Raw genomic sequence first — 21848 nt, forward strand, 5'->3', positions numbered from 1 at the left:
GACCAGCGGAAACGGTCAGTTGGAGCACCACCATGCAAGACAGCGACACCTACATATGCGTCCTGTGCGGTAAGCCGGAGGCGCAGAGCATCGACCTGTACTGCCGTAAGTCGAAGCTGGTTCGGGGGTCGGCAGGAGTTGAGCACGGACGCCCAGGAGGAGCAGGGGCACCGCCGCGCGCACCGCGAGGGCTACGCCGTGCGGAAGGTCTGGAAGGACATTGCGAGCGGCTTCAAGGACGTGGAACGGGCGGACTTCGACCGGGCCTTGAAGGCACTCGCGGGCGGGGTTGTACCCGCGCTGTGGGCGTACGCGGTCGACCGGTTCAGCCGTAAGGGAGCCGAGGACCTGTTGAAGGTCATCGGCAAGGTCCGGGTGATCTTCGATATGGACGGGCTCGACTCCAACGAGCCGCGGGATAGGCGTTGGATCATCAACCGGGCGGAAGAGGCGCGGGAGTACAGCGAGACCCTGTCGCGCCGGGTCAGGGACACCAAGGAGGAACAGCGGGACGGCGGTCTGTGGGTTGCGGGCCGGGCCCCATGGGCTACCAGGTTTCGCGGGACCGCTTCCTCAGCCCGGATCAGACACCGGCGGCCAAAGGAATGCCGTCGCGCGCGGACCAACAGTCCCGGCCGACGCCGCGGGAATTCGTTGCGCCTTCCATCACAGTAGGGGCGGGATTACCGCGCACCCCACCGACGGGAACCGGCGGTCTGAGTGCCTGCCCCTACAGCAACCCTGCCCGTGCACCACGCACCCTCTCGGGGGTGGCCGCCGGAGTCGTGCGGCAGGGTGCGGGGGCTGCACCGCCTATGAGTAACCCCGTCCGCCAGGACGGGCCGAAAGGGGTCGTAAGCGCGTGCAGTCCCCACCGTGTCCGGACCGGCCGTGAGTCGGCGAGGACGACCACCAGCCCACAACCCCAATGGCAGGGGCACGCGGTCGAGGCCCTACGGGGTACCGGCCGCGGACTTCCCGAGTTCGAGTCTCGGGATGGGCACAGAGCCGGGCTGCAACCTACGCCGGATGACTCGTTCCATGAAATGGGTCATCTTCGGAAGGTTGCAACTGGCCGACTCGTACGACCACCGAGGGGGCGCCGTGCGCTGTATCGACTGCACCGAACCTCCGACTCGCCGAGGACGCTGCGAGGCCCACCACGCGGCCTACGAAGCCCGTCCGAGTGTCCGGGCCCGCCGTCGGCTGCTCGCCCTGGTGGCGCGGCGCCACAGTGGGGCGGAGCGACTTCGACGGCAGGTCGACCGAGCGGGCTCCGGGGTGTGCGGCGGAGACTTCCCCGCGGCGCTGGTCGACGTTGACCACCGGGCGCCGCTCGCCCTCGGAGGCGAGGACACCGACGACAACGTGCGGTCGCTGTGTCGCACCTGTCACCGAGGGAAGACCGCAAGGGACTTCGGGGCGTTCGCCGTGAGCCCCTGAGTTGCTACTTCCGTGCCAGCAAGGCCGCGAGGGTTCCGCCGCCTGCTGTGACTGCCGTGATGAGCCACGCGGGGATGCGCTGGATGGTCAAGTGGAGCCCACCCCAACGGAGTTCGAATTGTGGAGGTCGCTTCGTGCTGCCTGCCTGTCGGTCCATGCCTTCAATCATGGTGCCCCCAAAGACTCCGCGCGGTTCCTTGCGGACTCACGTTGGGCTCCCCAGGCGGCCGACGTCGTACGCCAGCGCGCTGAGCCCCCAGAATTCACCCGTTCAGCGGTCGCGTGCTTCGCCGTGACGTGCGCCGAAGCGTGGCAACAGAGCGCGGGACACCATTTCATCCGTTTCATCCCATTCTGATTACCTGCCAGTCACACACTTCGCCGCGCACGGTCCGAACGGGCGCTTGGCTGAACCCCCGGGCTTCCTTGTCGGTGGCGGCACGCGAGGGCATGACTTGCCGCGGTTCCGGGGCCTAGGCGTCAAGGCCATCCCGCACAGCAACGCCCCACCGCCACGACGGCTCGGCGCGTTCCGGGGCCTACGCGCCAAGATCATCCCAGGATTGAGGGGGCGCCCCGTGCCCCGTCGACCCCGCCCCCCGTGCTCCGTCCCGGGGTGCCCCGAGCTGACTGCCCGTGGTGGTCGCTGCCCGCAGCACCAGCGCGAGGCCGAGCAGCAGCGAGGCAGTGCGGCGGAGCGCGGCTACGACTCCTGGAAGTGGGCTCGGGTTCGGCGCGCCTACATCTACGCGCACCCCTGGTGCCTGCTGTGCGGGCGGCCGGCTGTGATCGCCGACCACCACCCGGAATCGCGCCGCTCGCTGCTCGCCCGAGGCGTCGAAGGCCCTGACGCTCCGCATCGGCTTCGGCCGCTGTGTACGCAGTGTCACAACCGAGCGACGGCCGTTCACCAGCCGGGCGGTTGGGCTGCTGAGCGAGCCAAGCCCAATTGCAGGGCTCTGACCTGCGGTTTTACCCAGGGGGTGACTCCCTCTCCTCCTGACCCTGACCGGCAGGGAGGGAAAACTCTCGCGTGGCCGTTCAAGGCATTTGTGCGGAACAAATCAGCCCCGCCCTGTCCTCACTCGCAGAGAGCAGGGCGGGCCCATTTGCTTTTGGTCAGCGAGTAGGGGCGCCGCGCTCCCACAGTTCTTCTGCGTGCTCGGCAAACCGATCGAACATTCCGCCGTCCTGCGATCGGCGGAGGTGCATCATCGGGGAGTCATGCCCAACCACCCGTGCCAGATGTGGGGTTACCAGGGCGTCGTGATCGAAACGGAAGACCGAGAGGCTTACGTGGTTGGGTCCGTCATCGGGTGTGCTGAATCGGGCTTCGACACCTTCGACGCCGGAGAGCTTTTCCAGGTGCTCCAGGGTGATTCGAATCCGGGTCGAGACGGTCAGCGCCACGCCTTCGATGCGCTCCCGCTGCCGTGTGGTCTCAGACTCGGGGTCACCCAGCAGGAACCGGACGCGACACCCGGCCTCGGCCTTGCGTCGCAGTGTCTGGTGTAGCGCTGGCTGCTCCAGCCACACGAAGTAGTTCGTGTATCCGGCCAGGAAGACGTCATCTACAGCATTGCCAATCAGCTGACCCCAAACCGGCGTTGGGCAGGTTGATCGGTACGGATAGGCGGCGAACACCTCTCGGTCGTGGCCGGTCTTGATGTTCGCCCGGACGGTGTTGGGCCAGATCACTTGCTCATCAACCCCCAGGGCTGCGCACACATCGTTGCGGTTCTTCTGGTGCGGTACTAACGCGGCGTTCGATAGCCAGCGTTCCACGGTCTTAGGTGTGACGCCTACGCGGGTCGCCAGTTGGCTCGGAGTGAGCTTCGCGTTCGCCATACCTTGTCGGAGAGCGATGTTCAAGAGTCATCCCCCGGACGTTTGGGCCTTCTGGGACGCTAGCGCGTACACCGCCCTCATGTCTCGGGTATGGGGGTGCTTTGGCCCGTCCGAGAGCCCAGGATCGGTGGTGCATCGAGGAAGTCCACCCGCCCAAGTGGAGAACGGCCACGCCGAAGACGTGCGACAGGGGCAAGGCCGAGGAGCGCGACTCCCGGCGGGTCCTGTGGGCCGTCAGGTGTACAACCTTCGCTCCGGCGGCGGGAATCGACGCGCTGGTCGAAGCGGCCGTGTGACCGCTCGCCGGCTTTGAGCTGCCGTCCTGGCCACAACGCCAACCCCTGTGGCCGGGGCGGGCTCAGGACTCCCACTTCGGGGCTGCTGATACCTACCCGGCCCCGAAGCGGGGCACTACCCGCTACGCCCCGTGGTGTAGCGGTGGCACTACCAACGGGCATGGCGCCCGCCGTGCTCGCTGACAAGAGGAGAAACGCACATGAGCAAGCCCGTGGAGTTCGACCCGGCGTCGCACCCCGGCCTGGACTGGTCGGTGGCGTCGTACTCCCACCTGGACGACAAGGTGGAGTGCTTCGCGGTCGCCGACACCGGTAACGGCCTGGTGGCGCTCGCCAACATCAACAACGACGGCGCCGTGATCACCGGCACCCCCGGTGAGCTGCGCAAGCTGCGCAACGCCTTCGTGTCCGGCCAGTACGACCACCTGATCGGCGCCTGACGCACCAGCAAGTGAGTGGGAGGCGACCGCCCCAACTCAACTGGGGCGGTCGCCCCTTCCCACCCTACGAGAAGGGAGCGCCACCATGCAGACTGCACTTTCAAGGCTGGTCACCGACCCGGACGCCTTCCGCACCGCGTGGCCCTCGGTGCCCGCAGTGTACGACCGTGACACGGCGGACCTGCAACAGCTCGCGACCAGGCAGGCAGCCCGCGAGATCCTGGCCGATCCGGATATCCGACCGGGAGGGTTCGGCATGGTCCGCGACGGTGTGCTGACCGCCGAGCGGCCGTCCGCCGACCACCCGACGGACACCCTGGTTCTCAACGGCCTGCACCGGTCCTACCCGCCGATCATGAAGTTCTGCAAGGAACTGTCGTCCATGCTCGGCCACCCCGTGACGGGGAACTTCTACCTCACCCCGGCCGGGAAGGCGCAGGGGTTCGGGTGGCACTGGGACTGCCATCACGTCTTCATCGCACAGGCCGAGGGTGCGAAGGAGTGGCGGCTGTTCGCCCCGACGTTCGTGAACCCGCTGGAGCATCACAACTGGTCGAAGATCGGGTTCGACCCGGAGGACAAGCTCCGGTTCGCGGCGACCGCTCCGGACTTCTCGGTCACGCTGCGGGCCGGGCAGGTGCTGTTCATCCCGCGCGGGTGGGTGCACGCTGGGCAGAGCGCCGAGGAGCACAGCCTGCACATCACCTTCGGCGTTCAACTCCTCACGAAACACTGGGCGTTGCGCAAACTCTGGGAGCTGTGCGAGGACAGCGAGGAACTGCGGGATGCGCTGCCGCCGAACCTCGGTGGGCAGGATTTCGCCGCGCTGGCCGGCAACCTGGTGAAACTGTTCGGTGACTCGCTGGCGGAACTGCCGACCAGCAAGACCGCGCTGCGGCTCCGCTCGGCACAGCGACTCTCCGTGCTCGGTCAGGAACCCAAGTAGAACGGTGGACCATCGGAGCATGGCGGGACGGAGAGCCGTCGGAAGGCACCGTAGGCGGTGCCAGTGGTCCGGTTGTCAGCACTACGCGAATCTGCGGGACGTGGAGACCGGACAGGACTTCTGCCTGTGCTGCGCCCTCGCCATGCTCTACGCCGCGCAGGACCCGATCACCCATTTCCGGGAGTTCGACGACTCGACCGCGTACGCCGATGCGTTGCGCGACCGGGCGCCGCTCGGGCTTTTGGGTTGGCCGGGCTCCACTCGACCGGACGGGCCGCTAACCTCGGATTGACGCCGAGCGAGAGGGCCAGCCGTGCTCGAACCCGACGACGAAACCGTGACCGAGTGGTACGACGCTCGCGCCAACCGCGAGCGGCCGCCGGGCACACGGGATGCGCTGACCCTTGACCCGACTGTCCGGCGCGGCGGCCTGTTCGAGGACGCTCCGCGCATGGTTGTGGAGTGGGACGGTGCGGCGTGGCAGCCGGTGGGCGTCGCCAGCACTTATGCGGATGCCTATCCAGTGATCGTGCGGCGGGAGGTCGGGTTCGCGGACCCGCAAGAGGACACACCGGTTTCGCTGCTTCGGAAGGGCAGTGGCCGACACCGTAAGCCGCTCGACCAGTAAGTTCGGCGGCCGGGACGTGAACGATCGCTGTCCGGACGTTCCGACGTTTACCCGCGCCTCACCGCCCCGCTCCGCTGGTGAACTCCGGTAGCGCGGGGCCTACTCGTCCCCGCGTACTTCCTGGTGGGTGACGAAGCTGCCCATGCCGGTACGGGTGACCACCAGGTGGGCATCCCGCAGTGAGGCAATCGCCTTCCGCACGGTCTTTCGGTCCACGCCGAATTCCGCAGACAACTCCACCTCGGACAGCTTGTCGTCGGGTCGGAGCTCGCCGGCGGCAATTCTGGCGGTGACGATCTCTGCGATCTGTTCCCACTTCGGGCGGGACGGGCTGAACTCAAACACCCCCTGACGGTAGTCGCGAGGGCCAGCCGGGCATAGCCCGGGATGGCCATGGACAGGTATGGACAGGTTGAGTACCGTCGATCACGAAAGAACCCCCGACCGCCGCTTAGGACCGGCTGTCGGGGGCAACGCCGAACAGCTTTCGAGGAGCTGCACGACACGTCAGACCTTACATTCCGGAGCTGGTTCACCGCCGCCGCCGGCTGCCTGTCCGGGGCAACGATCCTGGCACTCTGGCTCACCGGCGAGGCCGCGCCGCGGGGCCGCCACCGGGCAGGTGCCCCCTGTCCCGTCCTGGTGTACACCCGTCGAACCCCCGCCTTCCCCCACCGTGAACCAAGCGCCCCCATGCCGACCCCGGAGCCCGCGAACCAGCCCAAGTCGGACCGCCTGCACATGGGCCCGTTGGTCCGCCCACACATCGACCACGAAGCACGGCGGGCTGGTCTGGACGAAATGCAGCGCCAGTACGACCGACGCGAAGCTCTGCGCGCGGTTGCCGAGGGGCTGCCCGACCCCGGATACACCTACCCGGGCGCGCACACCCTCGCAAGGGCGGTGGCGTGATGACCCCGGCAACCACCGCGAAGCCCACGTGCGGCGCCCTCCTCCGCGCCCGGACTTCCCCTGCGTGCTCGACCCGTTCCACCGGAACAACCACGCGAACGCCCTCGGTGAAGACTGGCCGCGCGTCGGCCCGATCTACTGCACCCGGTGCAAGCGGGAAGCCACCAGCCCAGCCCTGGTGAGCTACCGCGAAGTCGCGAGCGGCCCCGGGTACTCCGCGTGGGCGTGCTCGCCGAGCCGCCCCGAGTAAGACCCCCACAGCGCCCCGTCCGGATCCTCTCCGGGCGGGGCTTCGTCCTGTCTAGGCTGGTCATATGGACGACGACGCGTCAGAGACGCCCGTACAATGTGTAAGAGTCCTCCTCGCCGAGGACCAGGGGATGGTCCGGGAGGCGCTGGCCGCGCTGCTCGGGCTGGAGGGGGACATCGACGTCGTCGCGCAGGTCGGCCGCGGGGACGAGGTGGTGGCGGCGGTGCTCGCGAACGACGTGCAGGTCGCCGTGCTGGACATCGAGATGCCGGGGATGACGGGCATCGAGGCGGCCGCCGAGCTGCGCGGCCGGGCGCCCGGGACGAAGGTGGTCATCGCGACGACCTTCGGCCGGCCCGGCTACCTGCGCCGGGCGATGGAGTCGGGCGCGGACGCCTTCCTGGTGAAGGACGCGCCGGCCGCCGAGCTGGCGGAGGCGATCCGCCGGGTGCTGCGCGGCGAGCGGGTGATCGATCCGGTGCTGGCCGCCGCCGCGCTGGCGGAGGGCGCCAACCCGCTGACCCCGCGCGAGCGGGACGTGCTGGGCGCGGCCGCCGACGGCGCGGTGAACGCGGACATCGCCCGGCGGCTGCACCTGTCCGAGGGGACGGTGCGCAACTACCTGTCGATGGCGATCCAGAAGACCGGGGCCCGCAACCGTACCGAGGCGGTGCGGATCGCCCGCGAGAAGGGCTGGCTGTAGGCGGGCGGGTCAGTTGAGCCGGTGCCGGGCCGCCCGGGCCTCCTGGCGGACCTTGGCGGCGGTGTCCGGGTCGAAGGTGTCCAGGATCTGCGCGTAGGCGTCCATCTCCGCCGATCCGCCGAGGAAGTCCCCGGTGCGGACGAGGAGTTCGGCCCGTTCCAGGCGCAGCTGGGCCGGGTGCCGGGGCAGCAGCAGGGAGAGTTCGGTGGCCCACAGCTGGGTGCGGGCGTGCTCGGGGCGGTCGGCGGCCCAGACCCGGATGTTGCCGAGCACCCGCAGCACGATCTCCAGCGGCTGGGCCGGGGTGAGCAGGGCGGGGGTGAACTCCTGCCCGGCGGCGGCGACCAGCCGTTCGACGTCCTCCGGGTCGAGCAGCCGCCCGCCGTGGAACGGGTCGGCCAGGACGTAGTCCTCGCCGCCCGCCGGGCCGCCCACCGCGACGATGAAGTGGCCGGGCAGCGCGATGCCGTGGACGGTCAGTCCGGCGCGCCGCCCGACCGCCGTCCACACCAGGGAGAGCGTGATCGGCAGTCCGCGCCGCCGCCGCAGCACCTCGGGCAGCAGCGAGGACTCCAGGCGCCGGTAGTCCGACTGCCGTCCGTGGAATCGCTCCCGTCCGCCGAGCACCGCGGCGAGCAGGGCGGCCGTCTCCTCCGGCCCGGTGGGCGCCCGTTCGGCGACGGCCTGCCGGACGGCTGCCGCGTGCCGCTCCAGCGCGGCCTCGCAGGCGGCGAGCAGTGCGTCCACGCCGGGCGGCTCGCCGGGGTCGCCGGGGTCGGGCACCATGCCGTGCTCGGCGGCGGCGAGCAGGCACAGCAGCACCGGGTCGGGCTGCTCGGCGCGGGCGGCGGTCCGGAAGCGGTCTCTGCTCTGCTCGGTCACGGTGACGGCGACGGCTTTCGTACGGCGGACGGACAAGGTGGCGGACGGACGGACGGACGGACGGTCGGGTGGTCGGTCGGACGGTACGGCCTGGCGGCTACCCCTGGGGAAGAAGGGCGTAGTGGTAAGTGTGACTGGTCGTGAAGCCGAGTCCGTCATAGAGCGCGATCGCCCCCGCGTTCTCCGCCTCGACCTGGAGGTACCCGCCGCTCGCCCCCTCCTCGGCCGCGCGCGAGGCGAGCACCGCCATGACCGCCGTCGCCAGCCCGGCCCGCCGGGCGTACGGCTGGACCTCGATCGCGCCGAAGCAGGCCCAGTCCCCTTCGACGACGCAGCGTCCGATCGCCGGCGGGGGTTGCCCGGGGGCGCCCGGCACGGTGGCGAACCAGACGGAGGGCCCGCCGTGCAGCACCTGCCGGGCGGCCTCCTCGACGGCCGGGTCGCCGCTCACCCGCCGGTACGCCGACAGCCACCGGTCGTCCGCGGTCCGCGCCAGCCGGACCCTCTCGTGCCCGGTGCCGACCCGGGCGAGCACGGCCAGCGGGGCGGTGCGGACCAGGGTGGGCGCGTACCCGGCGCCGAGCCGGTCGAGTTCGGCGACCAGCGCGGTCGGCGAGCCGGGGGAGATCACCTCGACGTACGCGGGCAGCCCGCGCGCCGCGTACCAGGCGCGGACGGCCGCCAGCGCCCGAGGCAGCGGCAGCCCTGGGTCCCCGAGCGCCTGGACGGAGTTGGCCCGCCGGGTGAACCCGGCGGCGGCGCGCAGCGTCCACTCGCCGAGCGGCTCCTGCTCGACGGCCGGCCAGCCGCGGCCCGCGATCCGCTGCAGTTCGACCGGCGCGGTGACCGGCAACGGGGCCCGCCGAACCGGAAACGGCGGCACGACCTTGCCTGCGACCAGCAGCTTCTCCGGCAAGTGCACCGGATCGCCGGAACGCGGGGCGATCGTCAGCCCATGATCGTCCCACGATGTGAGCACGCCGATCGAATCCCGGAACACCGGCCGGTCGTCCACGAACTCCGCGAGGCGTCGGACCGACACGCGTCGTCCCACGTCAGAGCGATCTATCCGGACCTCCGGACGGTCGCCGACCGGGTTGACCGTCGCCATCTGGCCACCTCCTGTGCATTTGCGGTCTCCGACCCGCGATACTAGGGGCGGGCATCGACGACGCCGCGCTCACCGCGCACGGCAGCAGAACAGAACGGGCCACCAGGCCCTTCCGAGGAGGAACGACAGCGTGACCTACGTCATCGCGCAGCCTTGTGTCGACGTGAAGGACAAGGCGTGCATCGAAGAGTGCCCGGTTGACTGCATCTACGAGGGCGAGCGATCGCTCTACATCCACCCGGATGAGTGTGTCGACTGTGGCGCGTGCGAGCCGGTCTGCCCGGTCGAGGCGATCTTCTACGAGGACGACACTCCGGAGGAGTGGAAGGACTACTACAAGGCGAACGTCGAGTTCTTCGACGACCTGGGTTCGCCCGGTGGCGCCTCGAAGCTCGGCCTGATCGAGCGTGACCACCCGTTCATCGCCGCTCTGCCGCCGCAGAACGCCGACCACTGACGATCGGTGGCAGAACAGCTGTGAGCACCAACAGCACGCGCGCGCCGTTCCCGGGCCACCCGGGGGCGGCGCGTCGCGTTTCGGACAAGCTCCCGGTCTTTCCCTGGGACAAGCTGGAACCGTACAAGGCGACCGCCCTGGCCCACCCGGGCGGGCTCTGCGACTTCTCCGTCGGCACCCCGGTGGACCCGGTCCCCGAGGTCGTCCAGAAGGCGCTGGCCGCGCACACCGACACCCCCGGCTACCCGACCGTCTGGGGCCCGCTGGAGCTGCGCGAGGCGATCGCCGGCTGGCTGCACCGCCGGCTCGGCGCGCGGCTCGGCCCGCAGGCCGTGCTGCCGACCGTCGGCTCCAAGGAGCTGGTGGCCTGGCTGCCGACCCAGCTCGGCCTCGGCCCCGGAGACCAGGTCGCCTACCCGCGCCTGGCCTACCCGACCTACGAGGTGGGCGCCCGGCTGTGCGGCGCCGAGCCGGTCGAGTACGACTCGGTGGACGAGCTGGACGGCTCCCGGGTGCGCCTGCTCTGGGTGAACTCGCCGTCCAACCCGACCGGCCGGGTGCTGGGCGCGGACGAGCTGCGCCGCGCCGTCGAGTGGGCCCGGGAGCACGGGGCACTGCTGGTCAGCGACGAGTGCTACCTGGAGCTGGGCTGGGAGGCCGACCCGGTCTCGGTCCTGCACCCGGACGTCTGCGGCGACGGCCACGAGGGCCTGCTGGCCGTGCACTCGCTCTCCAAGCGCTCCAACCTGGCCGGCTACCGCGCCTCCTTCGTGGCGGGCGACCCGGTGGTGGTCAAGGAGCTGTTGGAGGTGCGCAAGCACGGCGGCCTGATCGTGCCCGCGCCGGTCCAGGCGGCGACGGTCGCCGCGCTCGCGGACGACGCGCACGTGACCGAGCAGCGCGAGCGGTACGCGGCCCGGCGTTCGGCCCTGCGGGCGGCGCTGGAGGCGTACGGCTTCCGGATCGAGCACTCCGAGGCGAGCCTCTACCTGTGGGCGACCCAGGACCGCCCGTGCTGGGAGACGGTGGCCGAACTGGCCGGGCTGGGCATCCTGGTGGCGCCCGGCGACTTCTACGGGCCGGCCGGCGACCGCTTCGTGCGGGTCGCGTTCACGGCGACCGACGAGCGGGTCGCCGCGGCCGTGGAGCGGCTGGGCGCGGCGGGCTGAGCGCACCCGGACGACCGTACGGCGAAGGGGGCCGGTGTCACGGACACCGGCCCCCTTCGGGGTTCTCCGCGGAGGCGGGGGTTACAGCGGCAGGCCGTTGAGGCCGCCGCCGTTGAGGCTGCCCAGCAGGCCGCCGAGCGGGCCGAGCGCGCCGGTCAGGCCGGACAGCGGGCTGTTCGAGCCGAGGTCGGCACCGCCGAGGCGGTTGGCCGACCCGTGCTCGGCCAGGCCGAGCACGTCGGTGGCGGGCAGGTCGGCCGGCAGGGTCTGCTCGACGGAGCCGAGCGGCAGCGCGCGCTGCACCGCGCCGACGGGCAGGGCGTCGGCGACGGCGGTGCCGCCGGGGACGGCGCCGGTGAGGGTGCCGGCGGCCGGCAGGGTCTGGGTGACCGGGCCCGACGTGAGCCCGTCGAGCGGGCCGGTGCCGGCGGTGGCGCTGCGGGTGGCCGTGCTCTTGCCGGTGACGGCCTCGCCGAGCTTGCCGGCCAGGGCCGAGGTGACCTTCGGGGTGACCGAGGAGAGCTGGCCGGCCGTCGCGGCGGTCTGGTCGACCGGGGCGGTCAGCGAGCCGGCCTTCTCGTTGGCCTCGGGCAGCTGCTGGGCGACGATGTTGCCGGCGGCGTCGGCGGAGGCCGGTACGCCCGCGGCGACGGTGGCCGCACCGGTGGTGCCGGCGGCCTGGCCGAGCTGGTGGGTGGTGTGCTGGAGGGTGGAACCGGTGTCGGTGTTGGTCAGCTGGCCCAGCGGTGCCGCGAGGTCGCTCTTGGGCAGCAGGGCGTCTCCGCCCAGGGCGGACGCGGAGCCGGCGGCGAGCAGCGGGGTCGCTCCGGCGGCCACGACGAGCGCGGCCTGGGCGATCCGGCGCGTGAGGGGGTGAGACATGGGGCTCCTCGAAGGGGTCTGGGTCCGTCCCGTCCGCCCCGGGGGCCGGGTGTGGCCGATCGGGCGGACGACGTTGTTACCGCTTGAGAAGCCAGAAGGTTTCGGCCGGTGCAAGGAAGCTTCCTGGCCGATCATCGGATCGTACGACCACGACAGGGGTGTCCGCCGGGCCCGGCCGGACGTCGCCGAACCGGCCCCGGCCAAGGGCAGTGACGGTTCTCCATCCCGGTTCGCCGGAACGGGGGGTCGGTCCACCGGGGTTGACCGGAATCACCCGACCGGCGGCAACCCGAACACCAGTGCGTCAGCCCTTGTCGGCCGGGGCCAGAGTGACCTGGACGAGCTTGGTCGAGGTGCCCGAGGTCTGGCTCTGCCAGCCGTCCTCGGACTTGGACTTGCGCCAGATCTTCCCGTCGTAGGCGACCGTCGCGATGCCCAGCTGCTGGGCCTGGGCGACCGCCCAGTGGGCGACCTCCCAGCCGCTCGCCCGCTCGGCGACCACCCCGCCGTCCGCCCCCGCGTCCGAGGAGGAGGTCAGCGCGGCGGTGGCCGGGTCCGGGGTCAGCGAGACGGCGTTCTCGGCGCCCTTGATGGTCGAGGTGTAGCCGGTGGCCGGCGTCACCGTGCGGCCGAACTCCCGGCGCACCCGGTCGGACAGCACCTGGGCCCGGTCCGGCGCCGCGGCCGGGGTCGCGGTGGCGCCCGGCGTCGCGCCCGGGGAGGCGGAGGCGGAGGCGGAGTCCGCCGGATCCGGCTTGGCGTAGTCGTGCACCACGCAGGAGAACGAGGCGGGCTCCCGGCCGGCCAGCGCCGAGGTGAGCAGGGTCGCCTTGGTCTCGTGCTTGGCGTAGGCCTGCGGGTAGCCGCTCTTCTGCACCGTCTGCGCGGCGTCGGTCAGCGGCATCCGGGTGTAGCCGGGGACCTTGACCAGGCCGTCCAGGAACTTGTTGGTCGCGTACACCGGGTCCGAGATCTGCGCCGGGGTGCCCCAGCCCATCGACGGCCGCTGCTGGAAGAGGCCGATCGAGTCCCGGTCGCCGCCCGCCAGGTTGCGCAGCTTGGACTCCTGCATGGCCGTCGCCAGCGAGATCGTGGTGGCCCGGTCCGGCAGCCCGCGCGAGCGCGCCACCGCGGCGATCGTCGCGGCGTTGGCGGCCTGCGGCAGCTCCAGCGTGCCGCTGCCCGCCGCGGTCTTCACCGTGCACTCCTCGGACGCGCCCGGCTTGAAGCCGAACCACCAGATCCCGACCACGGCCAGACCGGCGACCAGGGCCAGGCCGAGCAGCCCGACGATCACCATCAGCAGGGCGCGCAGCGGCCCGCGGCGGTGAGTGGGCTCCTCTTCGTCGCCCAGCTCCTCGCTGCTCCTTCTCCTGGCCACCGTCGCCCCTCTCGCGCCTGCTCCTTGATCCGACACCGTACCCACTCGGACGGATGTGCGGCGCCTCCCGGTTGCCGTTGCCCGCCCACTCGCCGTCCGGGCGCCGCCCCCGGGGCGGCGGGGGCCGGTCCGTGTCACCGGGCGGCCGCACCGGCCCGCACCGGGCCGCGGACTAGGCTGGCGCCCATGAGCAGCCCGAACCCGACGCCCCTGGACCTCACTCTCGACGGCGGCGCGCTGACCGCCCGCCTCGTCGACTTCCCCTCGGTGAGCGGCGACGAGCAGGCGCTCGCCGACGCCGTGGAGGCCGCGCTGCGCGGCTACCCGCACCTCACCGTGGACCGCCACGGCAACAACGTGGTCGCCCGGACGAACCTGGGCCGGGCCGAGCGCGTCGTCCTGGCCGGCCACCTGGACACCGTGCCGATCGCCGACAACCTCCCCTCGTACGTCGAGGGCGACCTGCTCTACGGCTGCGGCACCTCGGACATGAAGTCCGGCGTGGCCGTCCAACTGCGCCTGGCCGCCACGCTCGCCGAGCCCAACCGCGACCTCACCTTCGTCTTCTACGACTGCGAGGAGGTGGAGGCCCACCGCAACGGCCTGGGCCACCTCGCCAAGGACCACCCGCAGTGGCTGGCCGGCGACTTCGCGGTGCTGATGGAGCCCAGCGGCGGCATGGTCGAGGGCGGCTGCCAGGGCACCCTGCGGGCGCAGGTGCGGCTCACCGGCGTGCGCGCCCACGCGGCCCGCAGCTGGCTCGGCGACAACGCCATCCACCACGCCGCCGAGGTGCTCACCCGGCTCGCGGACTACCGGCCGCGCCGGGTGGAGATCGACGGCCTGGAGTACCGCGAGGGCCTGAACGCGGTCCGGATCGACGGCGGCGTGGCCGGCAACGTGATCCCGGACGAGTGCGTCGTCACGGTCAACTTCCGCTACGCGCCGGACCGCAGCGAGGCCGACGCGGAGAAGCACGTGCGCGAGGTCTTCGACGGCTTCGAGCTGACCGTCACCGACTTCGCCGCGGGCGCCCTGCCCGGACTCGCCCAGCCGGCCGCCCAGGCCTTCCTGGCGGCCACCGGCGGCCAGGCCCGGGCCAAGTTCGGCTGGACCGACGTCGCCCGCTTCAGCGCGCTCGGCGTCCCGGCCGTCAACTACGGCCCCGGGGACCCGAACCTGGCGCACAAGCGCGAGGAGCACTGCTCGCTGAGCGCCATCGCCGAGGTCGAGGAGCGGCTGCGCGCCTGGCTGACCAGCTGAGCCGCGCGCGGCGCCGCTCGTACGATCAGCGGCCGAACGCCACCTTCCGGTTGCTCAACCGACCTTCCCCCGTTGCCTGAAAACGGGGGAAGATCGGCGTAGGGTTTCGTCATGACAGGCACAGGAGACGAGAAGCACTACGGTCACGGTCCCGAGCAGGTCGGGGTGCCGCGGAAGAAGAAGGCCTGGCCCGAGAAGCAGAAGGGCCCGGTGCTGGTGCGCCGGGACCAGGTCGGCACGAGCACCACGGACCAGCGCCTGCTGGACACCACCGGCCCCACCGACTGGCTGCACACCGACCCGTGGCGGGTCCTGCGGATCACCTCCGAGTTCGTCGAGGGCTTCGGCGCCCTCGCCGAACTCCCGCCCGCGATCAGCGTCTTCGGCTCCGCCCGGACCCCGGTCGACTCGCCCGAGTACCAGGCGGGCGTGGAGATCGGCCGGGCCCTCGTCGAGGCCGGCTACGCGGTGATCACCGGCGGCGGCCCGGGCGCGATGGAGGCCGCCAACCGCGGCGCCTCCGAGGCCGGCGGCCTCAGTGTCGGGCTCGGCATCGAGCTGCCCTTCGAGCAGGGCCTCAACGAGTTCGTCGACCTCGGTCTGAACTTCCGCTACTTCTTCGTCCGCAAGACGATGTTCGTGAAGTACGCCCAGGGCTTCGTGGTCCTGCCCGGCGGCCTCGGCACGCTGGACGAGCTGTTCGAGGCGCTCACCCTGGTGCAGACGAAGAAGGTCACCCGCTTCCCGGTGATCCTCTACGGCAGCGCCTACTGGGGCGGCCTCTACGAGTGGCTGAAGAACACCCTGGTCGCGCAGGGCAAGGCGGCCCCGCACGACCTGGAGCTGTTCCACATCACCGACGAGATCGACGAGGTCATGAAGATCCTCGCCGACGCCCGCCGGCCCGCCGGCGAGATCTAGCCCCAATGCCCGGCCGCCCCGCCCCGTCGGCCGGACCAGCGGGCGGGCCCCGGCCCGGGCGGGGTCTAGGCCAGCCCCCGGCGGGCGACCGCCGGGGCGCGGGTGCCCCGGATCGAGGCGACCATGTCCAGCACCTGGCGGGTCTCCGCGACCTGGTGCACCCGGTAGATCCGCGCGCCCAGCCAGGCCGAGACCGCGGTGGTGGCCAGGGTGCCGAGCAGCCGCTCGTTCACCGGCTTGTCCAGGGTCTCGCCGACGAAGTCCTTGTTGGAGAGCGAGACCAGCACCGGGAAGCCGGTCGCGGTCATCTCCGGCAGCCGCCGGGTGGCCTCCAGCGAGTGCCGGGTGTTCTTGCCGAAGTCGTGCCCCGGGTCGATGACCACCGCGTCCCGCCGCACGCCGAGCTCCACCGCGCGCTCGGCCAGTCCCACGGTCACCCGCAGGATGTCCGCCATCACGTCCTCGTACCCGACCCGGTGCGGCCGGGTGCGGGGTTCGGCGCCGCCGGCGTGGGTGCAGACCAGCCCGGCGTCGTACCGGGCGGCCACCTCGGCGAGCTTCGGGTCCACCCCGCCCCAGGCGTCGTTCAGCAGGTCCGCGCCCACCTCGCAGACCGCCTCGCCGACCTCGTGCCGCCAGGTGTCCACACTGATGACCGCCTCGGGGTGGCGCTTGCGCAGCTCGGCCACGAAGGGCACGGTGCGCCGCAGTTCCTCCTCGACCGTGACCTCGTCGCCCGGCCCGGCCTTCACCCCGCCGATGTCCAGGATCGCCGCGCCCTCGGCCATCGCCCGGTCCGCGGCGGCGAAGGCGGCCCGGTCGGCGAAGGTCGCGCCCTTGTCGAAGAACGAGTCCGGCGTCCGGTTGACGATCGCCATGATCACCAGCTCGTCGTCACCGAATTCCCGCGGTCCCAGGCGCAGTGCCACCGATGTCTCCTCCACAGCTCCTGCGGGTGCGATGATGGCCCCCGGCCTCACTAAGGGACCATGCTGTCATGATCAGTGTGGTTACCTGCCACCACATAGCGGACCGGCCGGGAGTTCGGGAGGACAGCTCGTGTTCTGGGTGATCGTGGTCGCCATGGCCGTGGTGGTCGGTGGTGCCGCCCTGGTGGCGCTGGGTGGGGGTGGGTCGATGCCGGAGGCGGTACCGGACCGCATCTCCGCGCGACTGCCGCAGGACCGCCCGCTGGGCAAGGCGGACGTGGACGAGCTGCGCCTGCCGATGGCGCTGCGCGGCTACCGGATGGACGAGGTGGACGACGTCCTGGACCGCCTCGGCGCCGAACTCGCCTACCGCGACACGCGGATCGCCGAGCTGGAGGCCGCCGCCCACCTGCGCGGCGCGGTCGAGGCGACCACCGCCCCCGACCCGGCGGCCGAGCCGCTGCCCGGCCTGGAGCAGTTCGCCCAGGTGGTCGAGCCGGCCGTGGTGCTCGCCAAGCAGCCGGCCGGGGAGCAGACCCCCGAGGACGCGAAGCCGGGGGCCGACAAGTGAACGGGTGCGCATGAGTGGTGAGGTCGAGGGCGCGGTGCTCGGTGCGGACGGGCTGCGCCGCTGCGCCTGGGGCGATTCCACCGACGACTACCGGGTCTATCACGACACCGAGTGGGGCCGTCCGGTGCACGGCGACGACGCGCTGTTCGAGCGGGTCTGCCTGGAGGCCTTCCAGTCGGGCCTGTCCTGGCTGACCATCCTGCGCCGCCGCGAGGGCTTCCGGGCCGCGTTCGCGGGCTTCGAGATCGCCGAGGTCGCCGAGTTCGGCGAGGCGGACAAGGAGCGCCTGCTCGCCGACGCCGGCATCATCCGCAACCGGGCCAAGATCGAGGCGGCGATCGCCAACGCGCGGGTCGCCCGCGATCTGGAGGGCGGCCTGGACGCGCTGATCTGGCGGTTCGCCGCCGAGCCGGACCGGCCGGCCCCCCGCACGCTGAGCGAGGTGCCGGCCGTCACGCCGGAGTCGACGGCGCTGGCGAAGGCGCTGAAGAAGGAGGGCTTCCGCTTCGTCGGCCCGACCACCGCCTACGCCCTGATGCAGGCCTGCGGGCTGGTCGACGACCACCTGGCGGACTGCCACGTCCGCACCGGCGCCAAGGGCTGACCGCCGGCGCGGGGACCCGGTGGTCGGCCCCCGCGCGCCTCAGCGGCCCAGGTACGTCGGCTTCTCCTTGGCGATGAACGCGCGCACCGCGATCCGGTGGTCCTCGCTCTCGCCCGCCAGCGTCTGCAACTCGTCCTCCTTGTCGAGGAGTTCGTCCAGCGAGTGGGAGGCGCCGTACGCCAGCGACTCCTTGATGGCGCCGTAGGCGACGGTCGGGCCCTCGGCCAGCTCGCGGGCGAAGGCCCGGGCGGTGGCGGCGAGTTCCTCGGCCGGCACCACCTTGGTGGCCAGGCCCAGCTCCATCGCCTCGGCGGCCTTGACCGTCCGGGGGAGCATCAGCAGCTCGGTGGCCCTGGCGTGCCCGACCAGCCGGGGCAGCGTCCAGGAGGCGCCCGAGTCGGCGGTCAGCCCGATCCCGGCGAAGGCGGTGTTGAAGCCGGCCCGGTCGGACAGGAAGCGGAAGTCGCAGGCGAAGGCGAGCGAGGCGCCGGCGCCGGCCGCCACCCCGCCGACCGCGGCGACGGTCGGCTTGCGCATCCCTGCCAGCGCCCGCACCAGCGGGTTGTAGTGCTCGGCGACGGTCCGCAGCGCGCCCTCGCCGGTCTCCTCGGCCCGCTTCAGCAGGGTCAGGTGCTCGTTCAGGTCCTGGCCGACGCAGAAGGCCCGCTCGCCCGCCCCGGTCAGCAGGACGGCCCGCACCGCCGGGTCCGCGGCCGCGGCGGTCACGGCGTCGCGCAGCGCGATCTTGGTGGCGACGTCGAGCGCGTTCATCGCCTCCGGGCGGTTGATGGTGAGGACGGCCAGGCCGCCGTCCAGCTCGTACAGCACGGAATCGGACATGGGTGAGGGCTCCCGGGGTCGTGGCGGTGTCGGTCGTGTGTGTCAGGATGCCGGAGCACACGGGGGCCTGGGGAGTGTGAGGTATCGCACCTTCCGGTGCTGTCCGTGCCGCCGCCACGCCGGGGCTTATGACGTGGTTTGCGGCGGTTGGGGGCGGTCCGGCCGTGGTTGCACCGAGAGTGATGTTGGTCATCAGCCCGTGGCATGCGGGATAATGGCTTCCGATCAATGCGTTCGATACCGGCGGTGGACGGACTGCCGGTGCGTAGCTGAGCGGTTGCAGGAAGGGGAACGAGCATGGCGGCCATGAAGCCGCGGACGGGTGACGGCCCGCTCGAAGTCACCAAAGAGGGGCGGGGCATCATCATGCGCGTTCCGCTCGAAGGCGGCGGACGCCTTGTGGTGGAGCTCACGCCTGACGAGGCCGACGCCCTCGGCGAGGCCCTGAAGAAGGCCTGCGGCTGACCGCAGCAGGTGCTCGCCATCTCCTGGAGATGTGCTGCCGGGCCCGGGTACGACGTCATGTCGGCCCGGGTCCGCACGTTTTCCGGGCCCGGTCCCCGCGGGGCGCCGGGCTCAGCGCTTGATGGCGCAGAGCAGCCCGTCCGACACCGGCAGCAGTGCCGGCAGCAGGGCCTCGCTCTCCCGCACGTCCCGGACCAGGTCCCGGACGGCGCCGGTCTGCGGGTCCTGGAGCTCCGGCTCGGCCAGCCTTCCCTCCTGGAAGACCCCCTCGAAGCAGACCATCCCGCCCGGCCGCAGCAGCCGCAGCGCCTCCAGCAGGTACTCGCAGGACTCGACCGGGTCGCCGTCGCAGAACACCAGGTCGTACTGGCCGTCGGCGAGCCGGGGCAGCACCTCCAGGGCCCGGCCCGGTATGAACCGGGAGCGGTTGGCCGCGAACCCGGCCGCCTGGTACGCCTCGCGCGCCAGCTGCTGGCGCACCGGTTCGGAGTCCACCGTGGTGAGCACGCCGTCCGGCCGCATCCCGCGCAGCAGGTAGACCCCTGATACCCCGGTGCCGGTGCCGATCTCGGCGACCGCCTTGGCGTCCAGCGCGGCGGCCAGCAGCCGCAGGCACGCCCCGCCGCTCGGCCCGATCGCCTTTATCCCGGTCCGCGCGGACTGGGCCCGGGCGTAGGTCAGCACCGCGTCCTCGCTCACGTAGGTGTCGGCGAGAGCCGCACGTGCGGGCCCGAATTCGCTGATGGCTGCCTCTTTCGGAGCGCCGGGCGGCAGCCCGGTGCCGAGGGATGTCGATATTTCCTGGCACAGATTACTGGCCGACCGGGAACCGCGTACGGCGGCGGGCCGTTGTCAGGACGGACCGGGTGCGGAAGGCCTCCCGGGCACTTTTATCCGGGCTTGACGGGTGAGGTGGATATGGTGGTGGCCCTGCTGGGCAGAAGAGCCGACCGAGGAGGTGTGGCCGAGGGCGACGTCCCTGTGCGGCGGCACTCCCGCGGCACCGCGTCGGCCCGTACGCCGAAGCCCGTGATGAACCAGCCTGCGCACTCCGACCTGGACCAGCCCGCGGCCGCTACGCCGACCGCCGGTGCCACCGAGGCCCCCGCCCTCGCGACCTTCACCGAAGGTCCCGACGCGCAGACCTGGACTCCGCCCACCTGGGAGGAGATCGTCGAGGCGCACAGCGCCCGCGTCTACCGGCTCGCCTATCGTCTGACGGGCAACCAGCACGACGCCGAGGACCTCACCCAGGAGGTCTTCGTCCGGGTGTTCCGTTCGCTGTCGACCTACACCCCCGGCACGTTCGAGGGCTGGCTGCACCGGATCACCACCAACCTCTTCCTGGACATGGTCCGCCGCCGCCAGCGCATCCGCTTCGACGCGCTCGGCGAGGACGCGGCCGAGCGGCTCGCCTCCCGCGAGCCCAGCCCGGCCCAGCACTTCAGCGACACCCACTTCGACGCCGACGTCCAGCAGGCGCTGGACACCCTCGCGCCGGAGTTCCGGGCCGCCGTGGTGCTCTGCGACATCGAGGGCCTGTCCTACGAGGAGATCGCCGCCACGCTGGGCGTCAAGCTCGGCACCGTCCGCAGCCGCATCCACCGCGGCCGCTCGCACCTGCGCGCCGCGCTCAAGCACCGCGCCCCCGGCTCGGCCCCCGGCCGTGAGCGCCGCGGCGGCTCGGAGGAGCCGGTGCCGGTCGGCGTCGGCGTGGTCGAGGCCGCGGTCGCGCCCGGTGGGCGCGGACGGAGGCGATCGTGAGCGGAACCAGCCGGTCCGGTTCGGATCGTTCGGATGCGTCCGACCGGTCCCTGACCCGACGGGGCTGGGCCCTGCCGGGCCGTCGCGGAGGCGACGACCCCAGTGAGCCCGTGCTGCCCGCGGTGGCACTGCCCGCGGACACGGCGCTGCATGCGCTTCCCGTCCGCCCCACCGCGCCCGCCGCCGAGGAGCACCACCTGGGCGAGCGCCTCTCCGCCTTCCTGGACGGCGAACTCGGCCACGACTCGCGCGACCGCGTCCAGGCCCACCTGGCGACCTGCCCCCAGTGCCTCGCCGAGGCCGACGAGGGCCGCGCCGTCAAGCACATGCTGACCCGCACCGGCACCCCCGGCCCGTCCTCCGCGCTGATGGCCCGCCTGATGGCCGTCGGAAACCTCCCCGAGGACGCCCCGGCGGACCGCGACCGGCCGACCGGACGCGGCCGCCGCGATGACGACGACGACCTGCCCGGTGGCGGGGTCGCGGCCACCGGCACGCTCGGCGGCAGCCGGCTCGACGGCGGCTCCTTCGGCCGCGGTGCCGGGGCCTCCTTCGGCGCGGGCGCGCTCGGCGCCGACGCCCCGCTGCCCGGGGTGGACCCGCGCGCCTTCGGGCGCGGCGCGGTGCTGCGGCCGCTCATGGGCCGGCGCGCGGCCCGTCCCGAGCCCACCGCCGCCCCGGCCCGTCCGCAGCCCTCCACGGCCGTCGTGCGCCCTCCCGCGCGCGGACGCCGACTGGTGTTCGCGGCCGCGGGCGCCTTCTCCGTCGCCGCGGTGACGCTCGGCGGCGTCGGCGGGCTCAGCACCCAGGGCGAGGAGCGCCACGGCACCACCGTCAGCCCGCCCGGTGCCGGCACCGGCCGGGGCGGCGGGCTCGTCCCGATGAACGCGCAGGTCCCGGTGGACTTCCCGGGCCGCCCGGTCGCCGCGACCCGCGAGGCGACCCCGCCGGGCTACCCGGAGCGCTACCCCGGGGGCCCCGCCGCCCTGCGCCAGCAGACTCGCTAGAGCGGCCCTCGACGGACACCGGTGTTCCGGTCCGGACGGCCTCGGCCACCGGCAGGTCTTTACCACGGCTTCATCCCAGCGTGGACCAGGGACTCGCCGGTGGCCATTACCCTGTAGGAACCGTCGTCCGACGAGC

The 21848-nt window shown here is 72.2% G+C and carries 25 protein-coding genes; 16 read left to right on the plus strand and 9 right to left on the minus strand.

What is annotated here, in order from left to right:
- Positions 1-138: 138 nt before the first annotated feature.
- Together ACWGKU_RS09585 and ACWGKU_RS09590 are read left to right on the plus strand one after the other, a co-directional pair.
- On the plus strand, positions 139-675 hold the full coding sequence (locus ACWGKU_RS09585) for a recombinase family protein (RefSeq protein ID WP_452178000.1): 537 nt from the start codon (positions 139-141) through the stop codon (positions 673-675).
- A gap of 366 nt (positions 676-1041) precedes the next feature.
- A complete protein-coding gene (locus ACWGKU_RS09590; RefSeq protein WP_452178011.1) occupies positions 1042-1443 on the plus strand; it encodes an HNH endonuclease in 402 nt (133 codons plus the stop codon).
- 1119 nt (positions 1444-2562) lie between these two features.
- On the opposite strand, the gene ACWGKU_RS09595 is transcribed toward ACWGKU_RS09590, so the two are convergent.
- The gene (locus ACWGKU_RS09595; RefSeq protein ID WP_452178001.1) at positions 2563-3315 is read right to left on the minus strand and encodes a DUF5919 domain-containing protein; all 753 of its coding nucleotides are present in this window, start codon (positions 3313-3315) and stop codon (positions 2563-2565) included.
- A gap of 472 nt (positions 3316-3787) precedes the next feature.
- Here ACWGKU_RS09595 and ACWGKU_RS09600 point away from each other — a divergent pair, with 472 nt between their 5' ends.
- From ACWGKU_RS09600 to ACWGKU_RS09615, 4 genes are all read left to right on the plus strand, one after another.
- Positions 3788-4027, plus strand: a complete 240-nt coding sequence (locus ACWGKU_RS09600; RefSeq protein ID WP_452178002.1) for a hypothetical protein — start codon at positions 3788-3790, stop codon at positions 4025-4027.
- Between the two features lie 85 nt (positions 4028-4112).
- Positions 4113-4973, plus strand: coding sequence for a JmjC domain-containing protein (locus tag ACWGKU_RS09605; protein ID WP_452178003.1), 861 nt, complete (start codon positions 4113-4115; stop codon positions 4971-4973).
- Between the two features lie 100 nt (positions 4974-5073).
- Positions 5074-5265, plus strand: coding sequence for a hypothetical protein (locus ACWGKU_RS09610; protein ID WP_401055506.1), 192 nt, complete (start codon positions 5074-5076; stop codon positions 5263-5265).
- A gap of 21 nt (positions 5266-5286) precedes the next feature.
- On the plus strand, positions 5287-5601 hold the full coding sequence (locus ACWGKU_RS09615; RefSeq protein WP_401055507.1) for a DUF6087 family protein: 315 nt from the start codon (positions 5287-5289) through the stop codon (positions 5599-5601).
- Between the two features lie 99 nt (positions 5602-5700).
- Here the strand turns inward: ACWGKU_RS09615 and ACWGKU_RS09620 are convergent, their stop codons facing one another.
- Complete coding sequence (locus tag ACWGKU_RS09620) at positions 5701-5946, minus strand: GntR family transcriptional regulator (protein WP_452178004.1); 246 nt, start codon at positions 5944-5946, stop codon at positions 5701-5703.
- Positions 5947-6827: 881 nt separating this feature from the next.
- On the opposite strand from ACWGKU_RS09620, the gene ACWGKU_RS09625 reads away from it, so the two are divergent.
- Positions 6828-7466: a response regulator gene (locus ACWGKU_RS09625; RefSeq protein WP_452178005.1), complete on the plus strand. Its 639-nt coding sequence runs from the start codon at positions 6828-6830 to the stop codon at positions 7464-7466.
- A 9-nt stretch (positions 7467-7475) separates the two neighbouring features.
- Here ACWGKU_RS09625 and ACWGKU_RS09630 read toward each other — a convergent pair whose 3' ends face one another.
- Both ACWGKU_RS09630 and ACWGKU_RS09635 read right to left on the minus strand, forming a co-directional pair.
- Positions 7476-8348: a transglutaminase family protein gene (locus tag ACWGKU_RS09630; RefSeq protein WP_452178012.1), complete on the minus strand. Its 873-nt coding sequence runs from the start codon at positions 8346-8348 to the stop codon at positions 7476-7478.
- A gap of 97 nt (positions 8349-8445) precedes the next feature.
- A complete protein-coding gene (locus ACWGKU_RS09635; RefSeq protein ID WP_452178006.1) occupies positions 8446-9459 on the minus strand; it encodes a GNAT family N-acetyltransferase in 1014 nt (337 codons plus the stop codon).
- 130 nt (positions 9460-9589) lie between these two features.
- Between ACWGKU_RS09635 and fdxA the strand changes: the two genes are divergently transcribed.
- The gene (gene fdxA / locus ACWGKU_RS09640) at positions 9590-9916 is read left to right on the plus strand and encodes a ferredoxin (RefSeq protein WP_030061559.1); all 327 of its coding nucleotides are present in this window, start codon (positions 9590-9592) and stop codon (positions 9914-9916) included.
- A gap of 20 nt (positions 9917-9936) precedes the next feature.
- Entirely contained in the window at positions 9937-11085 is a 1149-nt protein-coding gene (dapC, locus tag ACWGKU_RS09645) for a succinyldiaminopimelate transaminase (protein ID WP_401053067.1), read from the plus strand.
- A gap of 81 nt (positions 11086-11166) precedes the next feature.
- On the opposite strand, the gene ACWGKU_RS09650 is transcribed toward dapC, so the two are convergent.
- Positions 11167-11967: a hypothetical protein gene (locus tag ACWGKU_RS09650; protein ID WP_452178007.1), complete on the minus strand. Its 801-nt coding sequence runs from the start codon at positions 11965-11967 to the stop codon at positions 11167-11169.
- A gap of 304 nt (positions 11968-12271) precedes the next feature.
- Positions 12272-13267: a hypothetical protein gene (locus ACWGKU_RS09655; RefSeq protein WP_452178013.1), complete on the minus strand. Its 996-nt coding sequence runs from the start codon at positions 13265-13267 to the stop codon at positions 12272-12274.
- A 267-nt stretch (positions 13268-13534) separates the two neighbouring features.
- Between ACWGKU_RS09655 and dapE the strand changes: the two genes are divergently transcribed.
- Together dapE and ACWGKU_RS09665 are read left to right on the plus strand one after the other, a co-directional pair.
- Positions 13535-14611 carry a succinyl-diaminopimelate desuccinylase gene (gene dapE / locus ACWGKU_RS09660; RefSeq protein WP_380539910.1) on the plus strand — a complete coding sequence of 359 codons (1077 nt, stop codon included), beginning with the start codon at positions 13535-13537 and terminating at the stop codon, positions 14609-14611.
- A gap of 111 nt (positions 14612-14722) precedes the next feature.
- Complete coding sequence (locus tag ACWGKU_RS09665; RefSeq protein ID WP_359903553.1) at positions 14723-15532, plus strand: LOG family protein; 810 nt, start codon at positions 14723-14725, stop codon at positions 15530-15532.
- 65 nt (positions 15533-15597) lie between these two features.
- Here the strand turns inward: ACWGKU_RS09665 and folP are convergent, their stop codons facing one another.
- The gene (gene folP, locus ACWGKU_RS09670) at positions 15598-16410 is read right to left on the minus strand and encodes a dihydropteroate synthase (protein ID WP_380540053.1); all 813 of its coding nucleotides are present in this window, start codon (positions 16408-16410) and stop codon (positions 15598-15600) included.
- Positions 16411-16591: 181 nt separating this feature from the next.
- On the opposite strand from folP, the gene ACWGKU_RS09675 reads away from it, so the two are divergent.
- Positions 16592-17032, plus strand: coding sequence for a DivIVA domain-containing protein (locus ACWGKU_RS09675; protein WP_401045001.1), 441 nt, complete (start codon positions 16592-16594; stop codon positions 17030-17032).
- Between the two features lie 10 nt (positions 17033-17042).
- Positions 17043-17636, plus strand: coding sequence for a DNA-3-methyladenine glycosylase I (locus tag ACWGKU_RS09680; RefSeq protein ID WP_359903548.1), 594 nt, complete (start codon positions 17043-17045; stop codon positions 17634-17636).
- A gap of 39 nt (positions 17637-17675) precedes the next feature.
- Here the strand turns inward: ACWGKU_RS09680 and ACWGKU_RS09685 are convergent, their stop codons facing one another.
- The gene (locus tag ACWGKU_RS09685; protein WP_401044998.1) at positions 17676-18476 is read right to left on the minus strand and encodes an enoyl-CoA hydratase-related protein; all 801 of its coding nucleotides are present in this window, start codon (positions 18474-18476) and stop codon (positions 17676-17678) included.
- Between the two features lie 297 nt (positions 18477-18773).
- On the opposite strand from ACWGKU_RS09685, the gene ACWGKU_RS09690 reads away from it, so the two are divergent.
- Positions 18774-18941: a DUF3117 domain-containing protein gene (locus ACWGKU_RS09690; RefSeq protein WP_014137929.1), complete on the plus strand. Its 168-nt coding sequence runs from the start codon at positions 18774-18776 to the stop codon at positions 18939-18941.
- Positions 18942-19052: 111 nt separating this feature from the next.
- On the opposite strand, the gene ACWGKU_RS09695 is transcribed toward ACWGKU_RS09690, so the two are convergent.
- Complete coding sequence (locus ACWGKU_RS09695) at positions 19053-19715, minus strand: O-methyltransferase (protein ID WP_380540056.1); 663 nt, start codon at positions 19713-19715, stop codon at positions 19053-19055.
- A 258-nt stretch (positions 19716-19973) separates the two neighbouring features.
- Between ACWGKU_RS09695 and sigE the strand changes: the two genes are divergently transcribed.
- Both sigE and ACWGKU_RS09705 read left to right on the plus strand, forming a co-directional pair.
- Positions 19974-20705, plus strand: a complete 732-nt coding sequence (sigE, locus tag ACWGKU_RS09700) for an RNA polymerase sigma factor SigE (RefSeq protein ID WP_387694254.1) — start codon at positions 19974-19976, stop codon at positions 20703-20705.
- A 122-nt stretch (positions 20706-20827) separates the two neighbouring features.
- Complete coding sequence (locus ACWGKU_RS09705) at positions 20828-21712, plus strand: zf-HC2 domain-containing protein (protein WP_401044996.1); 885 nt, start codon at positions 20828-20830, stop codon at positions 21710-21712.
- Positions 21713-21848 lie beyond the last annotated feature (136 nt).

The organism is Kitasatospora sp. NPDC054768 (assembly GCF_053612025.1).